Consider the following 20,301-nt stretch of genomic DNA (forward strand, 5'->3'; position numbering starts at 1 on the left):
GGAGTTGCAGCGTGGCTTCTGCGGGAAAGACGCTTCTCTTCGGCCTGATCGGCGACCCGGCGGCGCACAGCCTCTCGCCGTTCATCATGAACCGCGCCTTCGACTCGCTGGGGCTGGACGCGATGTACGTGGCGTTCGGCGTCAAGCCGGAGCGGCTGCAGGCGTCGGTGGCGGGGCTGGGGACGATGGGCATCGCCGGGCTCAACGTCACCTATCCTTATAAGGAGGAGATCCTCTACCATATCGACGCCATTTCATCAGAGGCCGAGATCATCAACGCGGTCAACACCGTGCTCTTCTTCGACGACGAAATCCAGGGTTTCAATACCGACGCCCCCGGCACCGCCATTGCGCTGGAGACCTTCACCGACGCGCCCGTCGAGGGTGCGCGCGCATTCATCTACGGCATGGGTGGTTCGGCGCGCGCCGCGGCCTACGGCCTGCTGGAACGCGGCGCCGAGCGGGTGACGTTTGCGGTGCGGTCCGCCGAGAAAGGACCCATGGTGCTGGAACGGTTCGAGTTTGCCTTTCCGGAACAGGACGTCGACGTGGTGCGCATGGGTGGGGTGGACGACATCGTGCCGCGGCGCGATGCGTTCATGGGGGCCGACATCGTCATCAACGCCACCCCGGTGGGGATGGAGGGGATGGCGTCGGGCGATCTCATCGACAACCCCGCGTGGATTTCCCCCGAGCAGACCTTCTTCGACTTCGTCTATCATCCGCGCCAGACCCCGTTCCTGGAAACCGCGCGCCGCGCCGGCGCACGAACGCTGGGCGGCATCGCGCTGCTGGTGGCGCAGGCGTCGGAGAGCTTTCGCATCTGGACCGACCATGGTTTCGACGTGAAGGAAATGGTGGAAGCGGTGGAGGAGTTCTCGCGCGCGGAGCCACCCACCGGACGGGGGCTGCACTGATGCCCATTCGATTTCTCACCGCGGGCGACTCACACGGGGAAGCGCTCCTCGCCATCGTCGAGGGGCTGCCGGCGGGCGTGCGTCTGGACGCACGCGTGATCCAGAACGAGCTGGCGCGGCGGCGCAAGGCATACGGGCGCAGCAGCCGCCAGAAGATCGAGCGCGACGCGGTGACGTTGCTGGGCGGCGTGTGGAAGGGAAAGACCACCGGTGCTCCCATCGGCATCCATCTTCCCAACCTCGCGCGCACGGTCAAGGGCAGGACGGGCGGCGCGCTGGGAACCGTGCCGCGCCCCGGGCACGCCGACTTCGCGGGCATGATGAAGTACGGCTTCGACGAGATCCCCCCCGTGTCGGAGCGCGCCAGCGCGCGCAGCACGGTGGCGCGTGTGGCGGTGGGCGCCATTGCGGGCGCGGTGCTGCGCGAGCTCGGCATCGAGACGGCCGGCCACGTGCTCTCCATCGGCAGCGTCGAGGCGCCGCGAAGTACACGAACCGCCGCGGAGATTCGCCGCCGCGCGGGGCGTTCGCCGGTCTACTGCGCGGACGCCGCCACCGGGCGGCGCATGGTGGCGGAGATCCAGCGCGCCAAGGCGGAGGGCAATTCGCTGGGCGGGAGCGTGGAAGTCATCGCCACCGGTCTGTTCCCCGGCATTGGCAGCTACGCGGAGTGGGACCGCAAGCTCGACGGCCGCCTCGCTGGCGCGCTCATGAGCATCCACAGCGTGAAGGCGGTGGAGATCGGCGACGGTCTCGACACGCACCGCGCACGCGGCGTGGACGCGCAGGATGCCATGCGCGTGCACCGGGGCCGCGTGGAGCGTGCCGGCAATCACGCGGGCGGCATCGAGGGCGGCATGAGCAACGGCGAGAACATCGTGGCGCGGCTCTACGCCAAGCCCATCCCCACCGCGGCGCGCCGTGCGCAGACATTCGATATGGCCACGCTCGACGCGTGCGAGAGTCCGTACGTCCGCTCCGACATCTGCGTCATACCGGTGCTCGCCGTCATCGCCGAAGCGGTGGCGGCCTGGGAGATCCTGGGTGCCGTACTCGACAAGCTCGGCGGCGACACCATTGCCGACACGCTCGCGGCGCGCGACCGCGTGCTGGCCACCCACGCGAAGAGGCTCAAGCGATGACGAAGCCATCCCAACCATCCGGTCGGCCCGTGGTGGTGCTGTGCGGCTTCATGGGCACCGGCAAGACGGCGGTGGGACGAATTCTCGCCGCGTCACTGGGGGTTCCCTTTCTGGACACCGACGACATGGTGGAATCAGAAACGGGGATGAGCGTCGCCGAGATCTTCTCGCGCGACGGCGAGGCGCGTTTCCGCGAACTGGAGTCTGAAGCGTGCGCGTCCATCAACACGCGCGGTGGCGCGGTGGTGGCCACCGGCGGCGGTATCCTGTTGCGCGAGGAGAACGCGCGGCGGCTTGCCAGCCTGGGGCAGATGGTTCTGCTGCGCGCGTCGGTGGACGCCATCGTCGCGCGAACCGAGGGCAGCACGCGCCCCCTGCTGCCCACCGACACCCGCGGCGCGACACTGCGCGAGCGCGTCGCGCAGCTCATCGAGGAACGCGGGCCCGTCTACGGGCGCGTGGCCTGGCAGATCGACACCACCGAACGCTCACCGGCCGAGGTGGCCTTTGAGATCGGCGAACGCCTCCACCATCCCCATCGCCTTCTCCACCTGCGCGCCGACGTGCGCCCCGTTCCCGGTCACGCACTGAGGCCCGGCGAGGGGCGCCTGTGCCGCATCGTGGTGGGCCGTGGCGTTATCGATACGATCGGCGGCTGGATCGGCGAGCTGGGCGTCACCGGCACCGCCTACGTGCTCGCATCGCGGCGCGTGGCCGGTTTTCACGGCCAGCGAACCCGCGCGGCACTGGACAAGGCGGCCGTGCGCAACCGCTTCATCGAGGTGGACGACAGCGAGGAGGCCAAGACCCTCGACCAGACCGAGCGGCTGCTCTACGAGCTGGTCGACGCGGGCGCCACACGCGACGGCGTGGTGGTGGCGCTGGGCGGCGGCGTCACCGGGGACGTGGCGGGTTTCGCCGCGGCCACCTTCATGCGCGGCATGCCGCTGGTGCAGGTGCCCACCACGCTGCTCGCGCAGGTGGACTCCAGCATCGGCGGCAAGGTGGGTGTCAACCACCCCCGCGCCAAGAACCTGATCGGTGCGGTGCACCAGCCGTTGCTGGTAATGGCGGACATCGACACCATCGGCACGCTTCCCCCGCGCCAGGTGGCGAGCGGCATGGCGGAGGTGATCAAGACCGCCATCATCGGCTCGCCTGCATTGTTCGACACGCTCACCCGCACGCTCACCACACAGGAAGCCATGCAGCAGCCCGAGCTGCTGGAGACGTGCGTGGCGGAATGCGCGGCGGTGAAGGTGGCCATCGTGGAGAACGACCCGTATGAGCACGGACCGCGTCGCGTGCTCAACCTGGGCCACACGCTCGGCCACGCCGTCGAGGCGGTGGCCGGTTTTGGAAGCGTGCTGCACGGTGAGGCGGTGGCACTGGGAATCCTGGCGGCCATTCGCGTGTCCATGCGCCGCGGCGCTGCCACCCGCGACTTCCTGGCCGGCACACGCGCCATGTTCAAGGCCTGCGGTCTTCCCCTCGCGATGCCGGACATGGACCGCGACGCGCTCATCGCCGCCATGGGACTGGACAAGAAGCGGCGCGCCGGCAGCCTCACGTTTGTGCTGCCGGTGGCACCGGGCGACGTGCGCTTTGTGAGCGATGTGACCCCCGACGAGATACTCGCCGCAACCACGGACTGACCACCGGAAAGGAATCCAACAATGAAGATCCTCGTCATTCACGGACCCAACCTGAACCTGCTCGGCTCACGCGAGCCCGCCATCTACGGCACCGACACGCTGGCGCAGATTGATTCCATGCTCGTGCGCCACGGACGCGAAAAAGGCGCCGAGGTGGATTCGTTCCAGTCCAATCACGAGGGCGACATCATCGACCGCATCCAGGCCGCCGTGGGCACCTACGCCGCCATCGTCATCAACCCCGGCGCCTACGCGCACACCAGCCTGGCCATCGCCGATGCCATTCGCTCCATCAACACGCCGGTGATCGAAGTTCACCTCACCAACATCCACGCGCGCGGTGCCCTGCGCGAACAGTCGGTTACCGCGGCGGTGAGCCGCGGCATCGTCAGTGGTTTCGGCGCGGACAGCTACGTGCTGGGCCTCGACGCGGCCATCCGCCTGGGCGCATCGGGTCGCCGCAAGGCGTCCTCACCGCGGACCCGCAAGACCACCCGGACCCGTCGCAAGCGGTCCTGAGACCCCGATTCCGGCCGATACCTGCTGGCTTTTCGTCTTTTTATTCATTTGTAATTAAAACAGTTAGTTGGATTCGTGTGCCTTGTGAAACATTCCACTTGTCAATATATTGAGACATAAGTATCCTGATATGCGTATTAGCAAGCCGGACCAGGAGGTTCGAAAATGTTAAGCCGTTCATGTGTGCATGCCATCCGAGCCGTCGTCGTTCTCGCCAGCCTGCCCCCGGGTGCCTACTGCGGCACGTCCGCCGTCGCGGACACCACGGGTGCACCGCGCAACTACCTCGGCAAGCTTCTGCTTCAACTCTCACGGCGCGGTCTCGTCGAGTCCCAGAAAGGACTCGGCGGTGGTTTTCGCCTGGCCAAGAGTCCCGATAAAATTTCTCTCCACGACGTGGTAGAGTCCATCGAGGACGTCGCCCGCTGGAACGATTGCGCGTTCGGCGGGAGGGACTGCAACGGCGATTCTCCCTGCCCACTCCACGAGCGGTGGGGCGCGGTGAGAACCGCGTATCTGTCCCTGTTGAGGAACACGTCGGTCGCCGAACTGGTGGTTTCCGACGCACTGGCGCAGTTGCCATCCATGGAGGACGCGCTGCCGCACCTGACCGACGAGGTTTCGACTCAACCCACAAGTTCGAGGAGGCCGCAGTGAGCAGGTATCTGCTGGTGACTATCGCGACGCTCGTACTGGGCGTCGCCGCATGCGAAAAAGCCAGAAACAACTCTTCGTGGTCGACGGAAGGCCCGGTCGCCGTGTCGGGCGAACTGGTGGCGGGGGCAAGCCCCAGCCGCGGCGTCGGCCCGGTTACCTCGGTAGACGTGGCGTCGCTCGACGTCTCGCGCGCCACGGAGGGCGCGGAGCTGTTCAAGACGCGCTGCTCCGCCTGTCACAAGATCGAAGAACGCTACATCGGCCCGGCGCTCAGCGGCATAACCAAACGCCGGCAGCCGGAGTGGATCCTCAACATGATCCTCAAGCCGGAACTGATGTTGAAGCAGGATCCCGTGGCCATGGAACTGCTGGCGACCTACCTGACACCGATGGCCAATCAGAACATGACCTTGCGCGAGGCGGAGTCGATCCTGGTCTACTTCCGGGAACACGACAAGGATCTTCCGGACGACGCGTCAGGAGAGCCGGCCGCCGAAGCGCCCACCGAGGAGACCCGGAAGGGTCCTCCTGGAACCTATTGATTCTTGTTTGGTTCGCGGCCGCTGCGGGCGGATCGCGTTGACGGCAGTGTGACGCTCTGAAGGAGGTTCGGAAATGAAAGTGGACTTGCGCATGCGCAAATGGTCGGTGCTCGTGGGAGTCGTGGCAGTTGTGGCCGCACTCAGCGTGTACTGCGCGCAGAAACCAACCAGTACGGTCATGGGTTCCGGCGCCGACAAGGTCTATGTCGCACCTGGCACCTATGACGATTTCTACGCATTCATGTCGGGCGGGTTCAGCGGCCAGGTGGGTGTGTATGGCCTGCCCTCGGGACGCCTGCTGCGCGTGGTTCCCGTGTTCTCCCAGAACGCGGAGAACGCATGGGGCTACAGCGAAGAAACCAAGCCCATGCTGAACACCTCCTACGGGTTCATCCCCTGGGACGACGCGCACCACCCCAAGCTCTCCCAGACCAATGGTATCGCGGACGGGCGCTGGCTCTTCATCAACGGCAACAACACGCCGCGCATTGCGCGCCTCGACCTGAGCACCTTCGAGACCGATGAGATCATCGAAATCCCGAATGCCGGCGGCAACCACGCATCTCCGTTCATTACCATGAACACCGAGTATGCGGTGTCGTCCACACGCTTCAGCCTTCCCATCCCGCAGAAGGATGTGGCCATTTCGACCTACGCGGAGAACTTCAAGGGCACCATCTCGTTCGTCAAGGTTGCGCCGGACGGCAGGATGAGCATCGCCTTCCAGATCCTCGTTCCCGGCTACAACTACGACCTCGCGCACGCCGGCAAGGGTCCGTCGCACGGATGGTCGTTCTTCACCACCTACAACACCGAACAGGCCAACACGCTGCTCGAGGTCAACGCCTCCCAGTACGACAAGGACTACATTGCCGCGGTCAACTGGAAGAAGGCGGAAGAGTACGTGGCGCAGGGCAAGGCCAAGGATTGGCCCACCAAGTATTACCACAACTATATGAACCATGAGACGCAGACGACCGTGAGCGAAGTCATCAACACGGTGAAGGTTCTGAGCCCGGCCGACTGCCCGGGGCTGGTCTACTACCTCCCGACACCCAAGTCCCCGCACGGCGTGGATGTTGACCCCACCGGCGAGTACATCGCGGCCGGCGGCAAGCTCGCCACGGTGATCCCGGTGCACTCCTTCACCAAGATGCTCAAGGCCATCGAGGACAAGGCCTTCGTGGGCGAGGTGGACGGCATTCCGGTGCTGGACTACAACGCGGTCATGGCTGGCGAGGTGCAGAACCCAGGTCTGGGACCGCTGCACACCGAATTCGACGGTAAGGGGTTTGCCTACACCTCGTCGTTTATCTCCTCTGAGATCGTCAAGTGGAACGTCGGCACGTGGGAAGTCGTGGATCGCATCCCGGTTTACTACTCCATCGGCCACCTGATGGTCCCCGGCGGCGACACCATGAAGCCATGGGGCAAGTATGTGGTCGCGCTCAACAAGGTGACCAAGGACCGCTATCTCCCCACCGGTCCGGAACTCACCCAGTCCGCGCAGCTCATTGATATCGAGAGCGGCAAAATGAACATGCTGCTCGACTTCCCCACGATCGGGGAACCGCACTACGCGCAGGCGATCCCGGCGGACATTGTGATGAAGAACTCCAAGAAGTACTTCGATCTGTCCGCCAACAAGCACCCGGCCGCCATCAAGAGCGAGGCCGAGGCGCGCCTGGAGCGCAAGGGCAGCGACGTGCACGTATACATGTCGACCATCCGCACCCACTTCATGCCCGACAACATCGAGGGCGTCAAGGTGGGCGACACGGTATACTTCCACGTGACCAACCTCGAGCAGGACTGGGACGTTCCGCACGGGTTCGCCATCATCGGCAACCAGAACGCGGAACTGCTGGTCATGCCGGGCCAGACGCGCACCATCACCTGGAAGCCGGACCGCGAAGGGGTGTTCCCCTTCTACTGCACGGACTTCTGCTCGGCGCTCCACCAGGAGATGTCGGGCTACGTGCGGGTATCCCCGCGCGGCTCCAACGTTCAGCTGTCTTCCAACAAGTAGTTCAGGGCGCCATCTCCGCGCACCGGGAGGAGCCATCCTCCCGGTGCCGGAGGGGCGGCAACAGGAAGAGGACGAGATGAAACAGCGCAGCAGAATGTCCCGGCTATCCACGGTTGCCATGATTGCCACCGGGGTGCTGCTGCTGGGCGTGTTCATCGCGCCGCTGTGGGTGATCCATCTCAAGGCCCCCCAGTACCCGCAGGGCCTCGGCATACACATCTACATCAACAAGATCGACGGGGCCGCGCCACACGACCTCCAGAATATCAATGGTCTCAACCACTACATCGGCATGGCGGCCATCGAACCAGGAGAGATTCCGGAGCTGCGATTCATGCAGTATTTCGCCATCGGGCTCTCGGTTCTGGCTCTTGCTGTTGCGGTACTCCGCCGCCGCTGGTTCTTGCTGACGTGGGTAGTGGTGGCAATTGCACTTTCCGGCCTGGGCCTATATGATTTCTACAAGTGGGAGTACAACTACGGGCACAATCTCAATCCCGACGCCGCCATCAAGATAGAAGGGATGTCGTACCAGCCACCCATGTTCGGAACCAAACAGCTCCTCAACTTTCACACCACCGCGTGGCCGGGAGTCGGCGGCGCGCTGGCCATGGCCGGCGTGATGCTGGCCGTGCTGGCCGCGGGGTATGAGTTCCTGATCCGTTTTCGCCGCGAGCGGACTTCTGCGCGGGCGCGTTCCGGCGCGCATCCCCGGCAGGCCGCCATCATTTCCGCCGGTTTCTTTGCGCTTCTGGCCGCGGCCGGCTGCTCGCGCGAACCGAAGGCGATCGCGTTCAACACCGATGCCTGCGAGTACTGCGATATGACCATCAGCAACGACCGCTACGGCGCCGCCCTGGTGACCAGCAAGGGGCGCACTTACAAGTTCGACTCCATCGAGTGCATGGTGGAATCGCAAATGGAGGGGGAGGAGTTGGCCGGGGCCAGTGTGCACGCCCACTACGTGGTGACCTATGAGTTCAAGGGCGAGTTGCGCGAGGCGTCGACCGCCACCTACCTGGTCTCCGAAGGCATGCCCAGCCCGATGGGCGCCAATATCACCGCCTTCTCCAACCGCGAGGACGCGGAGCACGTACAGCACGTCAAGCCCGGCGAACTTCTGGACTGGGAGGCGGTTCAGGAGTACGCCCGGAACCGGCGCCGGGAATAGCGGCGCCGCTGGAAAGCACGTCATGGCCGCCGCCGCGATCATCCGACATACTCTGATTCCCCTCGCCGTGGCATCGGCGCTGGCCGGCGCCATCTCTCCCACGCGCGCCTCGACCGTCCGTGTCGGCCACGACGAACCCTGCACCAGCATCGCCTCCGCCCTCGCGCTCGCCGGGGCCGGCGATACCATTCTGGTGGCGCCGGGGCTGTACAACGAATTTGGTCTCATCATCGACAAGTCCATCGTGCTCGATGGCGGCGGGACCGCGGTGATCGATGCGGCCGGCCAGGGCGCCATCATCACCGTGACGGCTCCGGGCGTCACCATTCGCGGCTTCACCCTGCGCAATGTGGGCAGTTCCTTCACCGAGGACCGGGCCGCCATCCGCCTGCGCCAGGTCAAGCACGCGCGGGTGGAGAACAACCGGCTGGAGCGCGCCTTCTTCGGCATCTACGTGGAGCACTGCGACAGCGTGGTCATCCGCGCCAATACACTCGAGGGGCCGGAGACCCGCGAAACCGACAACGGCAACGGCATCCACCTCTGGTACACCAAGCACGCCCGCATCGAAGACAACCGGATTTCCGGGCACCGCGACGGCATCTACTTTGAGTTCGTGGAGAACAGCGTGGTGGCCCGCAACATGAGCACGCGCAATCAGCGCTACGGGCTCCACTTCATGTTCTCCCATCACGACGACTACTTCGACAATCACTTCGTGGCCAACGGCGCCGGTGTGGCGGTCATGTATACCAACGACGTGGTCATGCGCGGCAATACGTTCGAGGACAACTGGGGCACCAACGCGTATGGCCTGCTGCTGAAGGACATCAACCGCAGCACCATTGCGCACAACCAGTTCCGGGGCAACACGGTGGGTCTCTACGCGGAAGGGTCCGGCCATCTGCACGTGGAAGACAACGATTTCAATGCCAACGGATACGCCATCCGCATCATGGCCAATTCCATGGACAATGTTTTCACCGGCAATCGCTTCATGGACAACGCCTTCGACGTGGTCACCAACAGCCGCCAGAGCTTCAATACCTTCGACGGCAACTACTGGAGCGAGTATCGCGGCTACGACCTCGACAAGGACGGCGTGGGCGACGTGCCCCATCACCCCGTGCGGCTGTTCGCGCTGCTGGTGGAGAAGGCGCCGCCGGGTGTGGTTCTGCTGAAGAGCCTCTTCGTCTCCCTCATCGATACCGCCGAGCGCGTGATGCCGGTGTTCACACCCGAAACGCTGGTCGATTCGCGCCCGCTCATGTCGCCGGGCGCGCCCGTGCAGACCACGGCGGTGCGCCGGGACAGCCGATGATCCGGATTCAGCACCTGTTCAAGTCGTTCGACGAGCTGACCGTGCTGGATGACGTCTCTCTGGACATTCAGCCCGGCAGCGTGACCGCGGTTCTGGGGCCGAACGCATCCGGCAAGTCGACGCTCATCAAGTGCATCCTGGGCCTGGTCAACCCCGATCGGGGCCGCATCCTGGTGGACGACGAAGCCATCGCCGGGCGCTGGCACTACCGCGCCAGGGTCGGCTACATGCCGCAGATTGCGCGCTTCCCCGAGAACCTCACTGTGGACGAGCTGTTCTCCATGATCCGCGACCTGCGCGACGACGCCACCGATGTCGACATCGAACTGTTCGCACGCTTCGAGCTGGGGACCATCGCAAAGAAGCGCCTGGGCACGCTGTCCGGCGGGACGCGCCAGAAGATCGTGGCCGCGCTCGCGTTCCTGTTCAGCCCGCGTATTCTGATTCTCGACGAGCCCACCGTGGGCCTGGACCCGGTGGCTACCACCATACTCAAGGACAAGGTTCGCAAGGAGCAGGCAGCCGGCAGGACGATCCTGCTGTCATCGCACCTGGTCAACGAGGTGGAGGAACTGGCCGACCACATCGTCTACATCCTGGACGGACGGCCCTTCTTTGACGGCAGCATGTCCCAGATCAAGGAGGCGACGGCGGAGACACGGCTGGATCGCGCGCTGGTCCGGCTCATGGAGAAGGCGCGGGAGGAGAACCATGGGACACGCGGGTAAGATACTCAAGTACGAGCTGCACAACATGGCCCGCAGCAAGTGGCTGGCCGCGATTGCGGCCATGCTGTTCTTGATCACCGAGGTGTTGTTCCGCTTTGGCGGCGATCCCGGCAAGACCGTCATGAGTCTCATGAACGTCGTGCTCGTCGTGGTGCCGCTCCTGTGCCTGGTGCTCGGCACCATCTACTTCTACAACTCCCGGGAGTTCAATGAACTCCTGCTCGCGCAGCCCGTCAACCGCACCAGCATCTACCTGGGAAAGCTGGTTGGGTTCTCCGGGGCGCTGTGCCTTGCGTTCATCGTGGGGGTCGGGTTGCCCTTCCTGATCCATTCCTTCGGGCTCCGCGCCTACGCAGGCAAGATCGCCACCTTGATGGCTGTCGGGTGCAGCTTCGTGTTCATCTTCTCATCGCTCGCGTTCTATGCCGCCACCCGCTTCGAAGACCGCATCAAGGGTTTCGGCGCCGTGCTGGTTGCGTGGTTCGTGCTTGCGGTTGTGTGGGACGGCGTCATTCTGCTGTTCGTCCACGTGGCGCGCGACTACCCGTATGAACCCGGGCTGCTGGGGCTTGTCTTCCTCAATCCCATCGACCTGGGGCGCGTGCTGATACTCCTCAAGCTCGACATCTCCGCACTCATGGGCTACACCGGCGCCGTATTCAGAAACGCATTCGGCGCGCAGAGCGGAACCCTGCTCGCTGCGGTCGCCATGGTGACGTATGCAGCGGTCCCGGTGCTGCTCGGGCTGCGTACATTCCGCCGCCGGGACTTCTGATCACCGCCCCGGTTTGGGTTGCCCAACCCAGCCTGATTCACTATTATAGAGGTGCTCGGGGCTCGCCCGGGCGCCGGGGTTCAAGCCCACCATCATCAAGCATCTACTCGCCGGACCATTAGACTCAGCGCCAGCGTCACCGGTCCGGATCCACGGGTTCGCAGGCAGTTCCAGCGCCGCGTAAAGCACATGGCGCCCATTGATCACGCACCGCCGTTCGACGGCGAATAGGCGAAAGGAGACCCGGATGATTCGCAAGACCCGGATCGCCCCGCGGAAGTATCGGGCGTTCACTCAGCGCGATATCGACCGGATTCCACAGCTTCGCTTGCTCGACGCCGACCACCGCCTGCGCATGAAGGCGGTCGCCACCGTGCTTCCCTTCCGGGTGAACGAATACGTCCTGGACGAGTTGATCGACTGGACCCACGTGCCCGACGACCCCATGTTCCAGCTCACCTTCCCGCAGGAGGGCATGCTGGAAACCCCGGATCTCAACCGCATGGTCGATCTGCTCAAGGGCGGCGCTCCCGAAGAGAAGATCAAGAAGGCGGCGCGTGAGATTCAGATGAGCCTCAACCCGCATCCCGCGGGACAGATGGAGCTCAATGTTCCCCTGCTGCACGGCAAGCCCGTACCCGGATTGCAGCACAAGTACCGCGAGACGGTGCTGGCTTTTCCCAGCCAGGGACAGACCTGCCACGCGTACTGCACGTACTGCTTCCGCTGGGCGCAGTTTGTGGGCATAGACGACCTCAAGTTCGCCGCCCGTGAAGCAGAGGCGCTGGCCGCATACCTCAGGGATCACACCGAGGTGCAGAGTCTGCTCTTTACCGGCGGCGATCCCATGATCATGAAGACCGCCGTCATCCGGCGCTACGTGGAGCCGCTGCTGGATCCGGAGTTCGGCCACCTGGTGAGCCTCCGCTTTGGCACCAAGGCCACCGCGTACTGGCCGTACCGGTTCCTCACTGACCCCGACGCCGATGACCTGCTGAGGCTGTTCGAGGATATCGTCAAGGCCGGGCGGCACGTTGCCGTCATGGCGCACTACAGCCACCCGCGGGAGTTGGAGACCGCGGTGGCGCAGGCGGCCGTTCGGCGCATTCTCTCCACCGGCGCCGTGATCCGCTGCCAGGCACCGCTGATCAAGCGTGTCAACGACAACGCGGTGGCGTGGTCGGACATGTGGCGCATCCAGGTAGCCCTGGGGGCGGTTCCGTACTACATGTTCGTGGAGCGCGACACCGGCCCCAAGAACTACTTCGAAGTGCCCCTGGCCCGGGCCCTCGGCATCTTTACCGACGCTTACACGCGGGTGTCCGGCCTGGCCCGGACGGTTCGGGGGCCCTCCATGTCGGCAACCCCGGGCAAGGTGCTGGTGGACGGGGTGGCCACCGTGAACGGCGAGAAGGTGTTCGTGCTCAAGTTCCTGCAGGCCCGGGATCCCGCTTGGGTGAATCGGCCATTTTTTGCTAAGTTCGATCCAAAGGCCACGTGGCTGACCGATCTTGAACCTGCATTCGGAGAGTCCGAGTTCTTCTTTACGAAGACGATGAGCGAGATGAAGCGCCGCCACCGGCAACCCGCGTGGGGTGAAGCGACGGACGAAAGGCGCTCGCTGGTACTCTTCGGAAACGTGGAGTGGGAATAGTCGATGGCAATACCCAGACGCCGGCGCGGAGACCGAAACGGCGGCGCTCATGATACGCCCGAGTACGCGCCCGACATCAATCTCAACCTGAACGTGCGCGGCATGATGCCGTCGGCCACGCTTGCCATCCAGGAGCGTTGCGCGGAGTTGCGGGCCCAACACCGCGAGGTGTTCCGTCTGGGGCTGGGTCAGTCGCCCTTCCCCGTGCCACGCCCCGTCATCGAGGAACTCCAGGCCAACGCCCACCAGAAGGACTACCTCCCCGTGCGCGGTCTGCCCGCGCTGCGCGAGGCCGTTGCGGACTACTACCTCCGCTCGCAGGGCGTTCCGCGAACCCCGGATGACGTCATCATCGGCCCTGGTTCCAAGGAGCTGATGTTCATCCTCCAGCTCGTCTATTACGGCGACATCGTCATTCCCAGCCCCGCCTGGGTGTCCTATGCGCCGCAGGCACGCATCGTGGGCCGGCAGATTCAGTGGGTGCACACCTTGCGCGAGAACGGCTGGCGCCTCACACCGGCGGATCTGGAGAACGTGTGCCGCGACGACCCTGACAAGCCGCGCATCGTGGTGCTCAACTACCCCAGCAATCCCACCGGTTGCTCGTACACCGTGGAAGAACTTGAAGCGCTGGCCAGGGTGGCGCGCGAGTACCGCGTGGTCCTGCTGTCGGATGAGATCTACGGCGAGTTGGATTTCCAGGGAAGCCACGTGTCCATAGCACGTTTCTACCCGGAGGGAACCATCATCTCCAGCGGACTGTCCAAGTGGTGCGGCGCGGGGGGCTGGCGCCTGGGCACGTTTACCTTCCCCGAGAACATGGGCTGGTTGTTGGAGGCGATGGCCGCGGTGGCGAGCGAGACGTACACGTCCACCTCCACACCCATTCAGTGCGCCGCCGTGCGGGCATTCCGCGGCGGCACGCGCCTGGAGGAATACCTGTGGATCTCGCGGCGCATCCTCGGCGCGCTGGGTACGTGGTCAACCACCATGCTGCGGGATGCCGGCGCGCTCCTGCAGAATCCCACCGGCGCCTTCTACCTGTTTCCGGATTTCGCGCCGCTCACCGACAAGCTCGCCGCACGGGGTATCCGTACCAGCCGGGCGCTATGCGAGAAGCTGCTCGACGAAACCGGCGTGGCCATGCTCCCGGGAAGCGAGTTCGGCCGGCCGGCCACGGAACTCACGGCGCGGATTGCCTACGTGGACTTTGACGGGGCCAAGGCCCACACCGCGCTGGCGACCGTGCCCAAGGACACGCCGGTCACAGAGGAGTTCCTGCGCACGCACTGCGACCGCACGGTGCGGGCCATTGAACTGCTGTGTGATTGGCTGAAGGGGTAGGGGCTACTTCGTCGCGACGTTGAGTCGCTTGAGTTTGGCGAGAAGCGTTGTCCGCGGAACGCCTACTGAGTCGGCTGTTCGCATGCGGTTCCAGTCGTTCTTATCGAGTGCGTTCAGGATCAAACGGCGCTCATACTGCTCCACACTGCGGTCCAGGAGACCATCCCCGCGGTTCTTGCTCTTCAGGTACTCTTTGATGTTATCTGAGAGCATCGCAAACTTCACCAGATCGCCGCGCCCGATCAGCGACACCACGCGCAGGATCTCGTTGTAGAGCTCCCTCACGTTTCCGGGCCAGTCGTACAGCTCCAGCCCCTCCATGGCCTTGACGTCGATTTCGATGTAGCGGTCGGCGATGCCATTCAATGCCGCGCAGTCGCGCAGGAAGTGGCGCACGAGGAGTTGAATGTCGCGCGTGCGCAGGCGCAGCGGTGGAATGGTGAGACGGATGGGGCTGACGCGGTAGAAGAGATCGCGCCGGAACGTCCCGCGCTCGACCTCCTTCTTCAGGTCTCGATTGGTCGCCGAGATAACGCGCACGTCCGCCTGCCGGACCGCGGATTCACCGAGTCGCCGGAACTCTCCGTTCTCGAGCAGGCGCAACAGTTTCACCTGGAGTTCCTCGCTCATCTCGCCGATTTCGTCGAGGAACAGCGTGCCACCGCGGGCGGTTTCGATGAGACCCACGCGGTCGCCGTTTGCGCCCGTGAACGAGCCCTTCACATGGCCAAACAGCTCGCTCTCGACCAGGTGGACGGACAATCCCCCCGCGTTGACCGCAACAAACGCCCCATCCTTACGATGGCTTGCACCATGGATGGCGCGGGCGAAGAGTTCCTTGCCGACGCCGGTCTCCCCTTCCAGAAGGATGGGAGCGACCGACGTGGCGGCCCGTTCGGCCATGCGGATCACCTTGATCATGTCTGGATCGATGGTCTGGATGTCCTTGAAGGACCCGCGCGGGTGACGGACACGGATGGTCGCCTCGTCGTTCTCGCCAACGGGCTTTCCGCTCCGCTCCTCTTCGTCCTCGATGAGCCGCGCCAGCGCTTCCGCACTGGCGCCGAGGAGTTCCAGTTGGCGGGGCGTGACGGTGACGAGCTCTTCGAACCGTGTGCACAAAATGTAGCTGGTCGGGTCGCGCCGGTCGGTCTCTTCATGGCGACAGGGGACGGCCACGAGCGTCTTTCCCTTCGGGGTCTGCAGAACCTTGGGCTCGCCGGTGACTCCCAGCAAGGTGTTCTTGCGGGGACCGCGGTCCATCTGCCGGACGATCTCCTTGGCCTCGTTGGCGGCGATGTTGTAGGTGAGCGGCACCCGGTAGCCGCCGCCACAGCGGCCGATCACAAACAGGCTCTCGGCCCCGACGCTCTGGGCCACCTGGTACGCCAGGTCAGGCTTGAGGTCCTCGAACGGGAAGCGCGCGTCCTCGTAGACGCGACAGATCGTTTTGAGGACTTCGGCCGAGCGAACGCTGGCGCGCGTCATCGCGACCTGCAACTCGCCAGCCGCTCGCTTCAGTTCCGCCTCTACGCGATCGCGGTCGATACCCTCCAAGTTGTCGCGCAGCGCCGTAGCCTCCACCAGCCACGTATTGGCCTCATCGAAGCGCTCCTGCGGCCCCAATGTATCAATGAGCGCGATCGCAATAAGCGCCTGGTAGTAGTCGAGCTCAAGCCGCTTCGCGAGTTGCCGAGCTTCCAGGAGGGCAAGCTCGGCCATTCCTGTCGCGCACGAAGCGACATCGCATTTCGCCTGCGCAATATAAGTTCTCATCAGCTCGTAGCAATCGTGGGTCACTCCCAGAAGGCGACTCGATGCCCGCAGGGCCGCTCTTGCCTTCTCGAAACTTCCGACAGTCGTGTACGCTTCGCCAAGGACCCTCTCAGTTGCGCCTAGTTCATGGCGATCGCAAAGTCTCTTGCAAAGTCGCACGTTCCCAAGTGCGATCTCAATCGCCGTTTCCGGCCTGCCCATTCGAACGAATAGGTCGGCCCTTCTACGGCTTATCTCGGTCACGACGTCACTTCCTGCCAAGGTGGGCTGACAGACCTTCTCCGCCTCGTCAAACTGTAGCAAGGCCAAGTCGTAATTGCCCTGCTCCATGTGGTACTCGCCCAAGTACTCACTTACAATCGCGCGCACCCGGCTAGGCAGCCTATCTACAACTTGACCACCAAGGATAGAGCTCAAACATTCCTCTACGCCAGCGAAGCGGCGTCTCAAAATCTGGAGGTGTTCAAGGTTCGCAAGGCACGCGTCCCGCATTGGCGTGCTCTGTGTTACTCGCTGCCCCTCATCATCTGCACTGAGCAAGCTTATGGCGCGCCTGTAGTGCCTTTCTGCTGAGTCCCAGTCACCCAAATGTTCAGCAACGATCCCCAGATTCACGATCGCAAGCTGTTTGTTTCGCTCTACGCCCAGCGTATCAAACCGTCGAATGGCATCCTGCAGAAGATCCCGTGCTTGCAGATGATGACCAAACTTACGGCGCAATACGGCGTAGTCATTGAGCGTTGCTGCGTACGACAAATCCATACCGAACCGACGAAGACCAGACAATGCATCCTGATAGGCACATTCGGCGTCTTCATGACGCCCAATAACTGCGTACGCAAGCCCCATCCAACGTTGTGCCAGAGCACTCAAAGCGCCGTTTGCAGCGGAGCCCGATGCATCAAACGCATTCTCTAGCATTGAAACACCACGAGCGTGTTCCCCGCAGCGAACTAACAGAATTACCGCCTCAACCAAACGCGCTTCTCGCTGAATCACCGGATCGTCGCTGTGTCTCTGTTCGATCGCTGAGACTCTTTGCAGCATAACTTCCGGCGAGTCTGGCGAATGCACGCGACGAGCATAGACCAGGCCGAGCTCGGCGCGGTCACGCACGCTCGCCGGAAGATCGCGACAGGCTCTCGCTACTCTGGCGGCTGTCTTGTCAAGAAGCCGAGCGGAGACGTATAGCAGCGGCATCTCTGCCAAATACAGAAACGCGTCCTCTGACTGCGCCAGGCGAATCTCTAGGTCGTGGCTCATCAGTTGTGTATGTAGCCCATTGCCGCCAAAAAGAACCGTCCAAACGAAATCGATACAGAAACACCGGAGTCCCAAAGCCCCTTAAGCGTCTCCCTTGGTACGACTTGTTGATTGCTGGTCGCTTGCCGTGCTTCGCTACTGGCTTCGTCATGTCCATTGGCGGTATTGCTACCGCCCTCGCCTTCGATCGTGTATCTGAAGCCTCCGGTGCCATCCAGATGTCCGGCGGTGGCGATGGGCGGCGCAATAAGCAAAACTACCAAGACTGTTGCGCCAAATAGCGTCGCAAAACGCGTCCACAGACTCTTCTTCATTGCTCGACACCTCGTGGGGGAATTGTGTGGAGATTCCATCTTCCCACGGGAGAAAACGCGTGCAGATATTTCGGGGTAAAGCGAGCCTTCATGGCTTCGGCCTTCCTCATGCCATCGAGCATTCCCACCGGGACTACTTCCCGGCTCTTCCCTGAGTTTGCCCTCGCTCGCCCTTAGCGACAGGTAAACAATAGTTTACCGCCATTCAGGTGTTGCCGTCAAATCTGGTCTCACCCTGCGAGCGGCGGTCTGCACACGACTCCCGACCGCACATCCCATCAGCGGGGCTCCTCGTGGAGCCCGTCGAACCAGGTCCCGGTGTCAATTGTTCGACACGGCCAGCACCTCAAGTTCGCCGTAACGGGTTGAGATGCCATTCACTGCGTTCGAACCCAAGCCCGGAAGCTGGTGTCGACATATCGACACTAGTCCGATCTCGGGATCCTTTCAAGCCACCGAACGATTGTGATTTTGGGAACAAGGCTCTTAAGGAACCGGCAGACACGATTGGGAGCGATCACCGGGACCCTATCGTGAACCACAGCACACCTGAGTCCGCGATCGGAAATTAGGGGACAGCGCGCGCCGCACCCGTGGGAATGTCGCCGTCTTTCCTACAGCACGGCCGCCCTAAGCCACCGATTCGACTAATTCGTTGTTGAGAATATGGTTACGACATCGAGGCAGGCTTCCCGGGACCCAAAAACCAACCTGGACCTGCGGGATCTCGCCTTGCCGGCATCGGCGCCGGCGCGTCAGTGAGAAAAAACGAGGGAAGAGACCAAGTTGGTTCACGGGACCGAGAGCGCCTAATTCACTATCACAACTACAGTTACGAATCACTCCTCGCGTGGTCCGGCCTCGACGTTGACCCACGATGCCAAGTTACCTGCCCACGGCACCCCGATTGCCTTAGTCCCCAGTGCCTGACAAATGGTCTCGGAGGAGGTGGACAGAATGTCCCGCAAGAATCTAAAGACGAAACTCATCACCTTGCTTGCTTGCACAGCTCTGCTCTTTGCTGCACTTGGCTGCGAATCGGTCACGGGACCGAGCTCTCCCGACAGCACTCTGCCCACCTCCGACGGGGCTAGCTTCGCCAACACCGACGGCATAAGCGGCTAACCGCCGCCTATCATCGGCTGGGCTGCAGAGTGCCCGCATCGACAGAACCGATGCGGGCACTCTGTCTTTCTATCAACCCCGCCTCACGGACAAACACTGAGTACCCGATTCGGCCAAGAAACCGTCGTGCCAACCCCTCTTGCTCCAAATTTGCGATGATGCTACGGATGTCATCTTCATAAGACTCTAGAATGCGTCCGGCATCCTCCAAGCGTCCACAACGAGCATAACCGCGAAACATCACGGGCAGCATGTCAAGGCGTGTTGACATTGGCAAGCGACCGACGAGATCATCACACGCGGCAAGCAATCGCAACACCTCTGCCCGCGGGCTTCGCTGATGGAGGGAATAAGTCAACTCCGCGAGACTATGCTTTGCTCTTGCTTCTACGTTTTCAAACTCACGGTAGGTCTTTCGAACACTCTTGAGCAGCCTTCCACACGCTTCAACTTCTCCCATAAGCAGAAGTGCCCTGGCCTCGCCAGATGCAGCACGCATTGCATCGTCGCGACGCCCGCCTTGCAAACACTTGCGGCGCGCATAAGAATAGACATCGTACGCTTCTCGCCAACGACCCAACCGTAGCAACTGATCGCCACTGCCCAAGGTCAGCGAGCCCTGTTCTCCTATATCGGATGTTTGCTTGAGTGCCGCCACAGCACCAACGCCCAACACGCGAGCCCTACGACTCCCAATCAGTTCATGCAAGTCATGCTGAAGGGCGCTCGCCTGCACAAAATCGGACTTCCGTGACGTCTCGCGCAATAGAGGCATCGCGCGGTTGTAGTATCGCACTGCGTTTCCAAACGCACCGTAACGCTCTGAATAATAGGCCACGCGCCACCACGAGCTTGCCAGCAAAGCCTTTTGCCCAAGGTACTGAGCCACCCACAACCCCTTCTCACGATACTTGATGGCCCGTGCGTGATCCCCAACCTCGCAATATGCAGACGCCGCTTGTGCGTACAGCTGGTACTGCCTGAGAAGCAAGCGCTCTCGGGCAACCGATCGCATCGTAGTCGCTGCGATCCGAAGTGCCTGTTCCGGCCGACCAGAATCGACCTCGGCAATCACCCGAAGTATCTGGATCATTGCCAACTCATCGATGAAGAGACAATCTGCCGCAATGTCGTGCGCCCTGTTCAAGTATCGACCGGCCGCGGGAGTCGCTAACCCTGGCTGGAGCAACGCCTGGTACACGGCGAGCTTGCATTGTTCACGCGGCGTCAGGCGGTGGGCGTTACGTTGCACCCGGGCGGCAACCTTCAGGCCGACCTTGTGCAGACTCATGTTGTACAGGGCGAGCATGTGCTCGACTTGGAGTCGAGCCACCAGCGCCTTGCTGGTCTTTGGTGCATTCTTGAGCGC

At 63.0% G+C, this 20,301-nt stretch carries 16 protein-coding genes; 13 read left to right on the forward strand and 3 right to left on the reverse strand.

Going from position 1 to position 20,301, the window contains the following annotated elements; all coding sequences use genetic code 11:
- Nucleotides 1-11: 11 nt before the first annotated feature.
- The 13 genes from aroE to OEX18_10185 all read left to right on the forward strand — a co-directional run bounded on the left by aroE (nucleotide 12) and on the right by OEX18_10185 (nucleotide 14,454).
- Nucleotides 12-917 (forward strand): shikimate dehydrogenase, encoded by a 906-nt coding sequence (gene aroE, locus OEX18_10125; protein MDH4337615.1) that lies wholly within the window; start codon nucleotides 12-14, stop codon nucleotides 915-917.
- Nucleotides 917-2,059, forward strand: coding sequence for a chorismate synthase (aroC, locus tag OEX18_10130; protein ID MDH4337616.1), 1,143 nt, complete (start codon nucleotides 917-919; stop codon nucleotides 2,057-2,059). Before aroE ends, aroC begins: the two co-directional genes overlap by 1 nt.
- The gene (aroB, locus tag OEX18_10135; GenBank protein MDH4337617.1) at nucleotides 2,056-3,714 is read left to right on the forward strand and encodes a 3-dehydroquinate synthase; all 1,659 of its coding nucleotides are present in this window, start codon (nucleotides 2,056-2,058) and stop codon (nucleotides 3,712-3,714) included. Before aroC ends, aroB begins: the two co-directional genes overlap by 4 nt.
- Nucleotides 3,715-3,735: 21 nt before the next feature.
- Nucleotides 3,736-4,233: a type II 3-dehydroquinate dehydratase gene (gene aroQ, locus OEX18_10140; GenBank protein ID MDH4337618.1), complete on the forward strand. Its 498-nt coding sequence runs from the start codon at nucleotides 3,736-3,738 to the stop codon at nucleotides 4,231-4,233.
- A gap of 165 nt (nucleotides 4,234-4,398) precedes the next feature.
- A complete protein-coding gene (locus tag OEX18_10145; protein MDH4337619.1) occupies nucleotides 4,399-4,890 on the forward strand; it encodes an Rrf2 family transcriptional regulator in 492 nt (163 codons plus the stop codon).
- Entirely contained in the window at nucleotides 4,887-5,432 is a 546-nt protein-coding gene (locus OEX18_10150; GenBank protein MDH4337620.1) for a c-type cytochrome, read from the forward strand. Before OEX18_10145 ends, OEX18_10150 begins: the two co-directional genes overlap by 4 nt.
- A gap of 73 nt (nucleotides 5,433-5,505) precedes the next feature.
- Nucleotides 5,506-7,461, forward strand: coding sequence for a Sec-dependent nitrous-oxide reductase (nosZ, locus tag OEX18_10155; protein MDH4337621.1), 1,956 nt, complete (start codon nucleotides 5,506-5,508; stop codon nucleotides 7,459-7,461).
- A gap of 76 nt (nucleotides 7,462-7,537) precedes the next feature.
- Nucleotides 7,538-8,632, forward strand: coding sequence for a nitrous oxide reductase accessory protein NosL (locus OEX18_10160; GenBank protein ID MDH4337622.1), 1,095 nt, complete (start codon nucleotides 7,538-7,540; stop codon nucleotides 8,630-8,632).
- Between the two features lie 22 nt (nucleotides 8,633-8,654).
- On the forward strand, nucleotides 8,655-9,953 hold the full coding sequence (locus tag OEX18_10165; GenBank protein MDH4337623.1) for a nitrous oxide reductase family maturation protein NosD: 1,299 nt from the start codon (nucleotides 8,655-8,657) through the stop codon (nucleotides 9,951-9,953).
- A complete protein-coding gene (locus tag OEX18_10170; GenBank protein MDH4337624.1) occupies nucleotides 9,950-10,681 on the forward strand; it encodes an ABC transporter ATP-binding protein in 732 nt (243 codons plus the stop codon). Before OEX18_10165 ends, OEX18_10170 begins: the two co-directional genes overlap by 4 nt.
- On the forward strand, nucleotides 10,665-11,456 hold the full coding sequence (locus OEX18_10175) for an ABC transporter permease (GenBank protein ID MDH4337625.1): 792 nt from the start codon (nucleotides 10,665-10,667) through the stop codon (nucleotides 11,454-11,456). The genes OEX18_10170 and OEX18_10175 overlap by 17 nt, the downstream gene beginning before the upstream one ends.
- Nucleotides 11,457-11,703: 247 nt before the next feature.
- Nucleotides 11,704-13,110, forward strand: a complete 1,407-nt coding sequence (locus OEX18_10180) for a lysine 2,3-aminomutase (GenBank protein ID MDH4337626.1) — start codon at nucleotides 11,704-11,706, stop codon at nucleotides 13,108-13,110.
- A 3-nt stretch (nucleotides 13,111-13,113) separates the two neighbouring features.
- A complete protein-coding gene (locus tag OEX18_10185; protein MDH4337627.1) occupies nucleotides 13,114-14,454 on the forward strand; it encodes an aminotransferase class I/II-fold pyridoxal phosphate-dependent enzyme in 1,341 nt (446 codons plus the stop codon).
- Between the two features lie 3 nt (nucleotides 14,455-14,457).
- Here the strand turns inward: OEX18_10185 and OEX18_10190 are convergent, their stop codons facing one another.
- The 3 genes from OEX18_10190 to OEX18_10200 form a co-directional block, all read right to left on the reverse strand.
- Entirely contained in the window at nucleotides 14,458-17,493 is a 3,036-nt protein-coding gene (locus OEX18_10190) for a sigma 54-interacting transcriptional regulator (protein MDH4337628.1), read from the reverse strand.
- On the reverse strand, nucleotides 17,493-17,807 hold the full coding sequence (locus OEX18_10195; GenBank protein ID MDH4337629.1) for a hypothetical protein: 315 nt from the start codon (nucleotides 17,805-17,807) through the stop codon (nucleotides 17,493-17,495). The genes OEX18_10190 and OEX18_10195 overlap by 1 nt, the downstream gene beginning before the upstream one ends.
- A gap of 1,135 nt (nucleotides 17,808-18,942) precedes the next feature.
- On the reverse strand, nucleotides 18,943-20,301 hold a 1,359-nt coding region (locus OEX18_10200; protein ID MDH4337630.1), incomplete at its 5' end, for a hypothetical protein.

The organism is Candidatus Krumholzibacteriia bacterium (assembly GCA_029865265.1).
Taxonomy (GTDB): domain Bacteria; phylum Krumholzibacteriota; class Krumholzibacteriia; order WVZY01; family JAKEHA01; genus JAKEHA01.